This is a genomic window from Acidovorax delafieldii 2AN, from assembly GCF_000175235.1.
Taxonomy (GTDB): Bacteria; Pseudomonadota; Gammaproteobacteria; order Burkholderiales; family Burkholderiaceae_C; genus Acidovorax; species Acidovorax delafieldii_B.
Genome location: NZ_ACQT01000500.1, coordinates 1 through 1,299 on the forward strand (window position 1 = coordinate 1; position 1,299 = coordinate 1,299).

Genomic DNA, 1,299 nt, shown 5'->3' on the forward strand with positions numbered 1-1,299 from the left:
ACCATCGACCTGACGCTGCACTACGTCGCCGCGGGCACCGGGGACCTCATTGCCACCGCGCGCTGCGAGCGGCGCGGCCGCTCCATCAGCTTCGTGCGCGGAGAGGTGCGCGCCGAGGACGGCACCCTGGTGGCCCTGGCCACCGGCAGCTTCAAACTCATCGCACGCCAGCCGACCCCTGCCGGGGCGTAGGCGCCGCCAATTTTCTCTTCTGAAGTTGCGCGCCACGCGCCACGGCGCGCGCAGCCGTGCGCCGTGCTGCAGCAGGGCTTGGCGACGCACACCCGGGGTCGCCGGCATCGGTCCCATGACAGACATTGCGCCATGGCCGCCCTGGAGCGGGCTTCGCCCAACCACTGGCAGCTTCCCCTCTCTGGAGGGAAAGCATACGAGGCGATTCAGTCCTGTGCTTCAACTGGGCTGCACGCCCGCAGCCTGCAGCAGGCGGCCCCAGAGCGGTGCCTCCTGTGCCCAGAGCCGCGCAAATTTTTCAGGGGTGTCGTCGTCCACCGGCACGAAGCCGGCGGCAATGATGCGGGCCATGCCATCGCGGCTGGCAACGGCGTGGTTGGCGGCCTGGGCCCATTGCCGGGCCACGTCGGCCGGCAGGCCCTTGGGGCCCGCGATGGCCAGCCAGCCCACAATGGACAGCGCATCCTGCGGGTAGCCGGCCTCGGTGAAGGTGGGCACCTCGGGCAACAGCGGCACGCGGCGCGGGCCGGTCACGGCCAGCGCGCGCAGCTTGCCCGCATCGATATGCGCCTTGAGCGACAGCAGGCTGCCCATGCCGATCTTGATCTGTCCGCCCAGCAGGTCCTGCACCATCGGCGCCTCGCCCTTGTAGGCCACGTGCGCCATGTCGGCGCCGGCCACTTCGCTGAGCGTGGTGCAGGCCAGTTGCCCGTGCGAGCCGATGCCGTAAGAGCCATAGGACAGCTTGCCTTTCATGGCCCGGATCCAGGCCATGAACTCCGGCAGGTTCTGCGCGGGCGTGTCGGCCGTGACCACCAGTGCTATCGGCGCCAGGCACACGCGCACCAGCGGGGTCAGCTCGGTCAGCGGGTCGTAGGGCGTCTTCTTGTACAGGTACTTGTTCGTCAGCATCGACGAGGTGGTGCCCAGCAGCGCCGTCATGCCGTCGGCCGGTGACTTGGTCACCGCCTCGCCGGCAATCAGCCCGGCCGCGCCCGGCTTGTTGTCCACCACCACCGACTGGCCGAAGCGCTGCGCCATGCGCTCACCCAGCACGCGGGCAATCACGTCGGTGGCGCCGCCGGCGGCAAAGGGCACCACCACCCG

Annotated in this window: 2 protein-coding genes; one reads left to right on the forward strand and one right to left on the reverse strand. The window is 70.0% G+C overall.

All coding sequences use genetic code 11. The annotated features are described in order from the left end of the window. Nucleotides 1-192 (forward strand): PaaI family thioesterase (locus tag ACDELDRAFT_RS22585; protein ID WP_005801280.1); only part of this gene is annotated, 192 nt, incomplete at its 5' end. Between the two features lie 219 nt (nucleotides 193-411). Here the strand turns inward: ACDELDRAFT_RS22585 and ACDELDRAFT_RS22590 are convergent. Next, nucleotides 412-1,299 (reverse strand): Bug family tripartite tricarboxylate transporter substrate binding protein (locus ACDELDRAFT_RS22590; protein ID WP_005801282.1); only part of this gene is annotated, 888 nt, incomplete at its 5' end.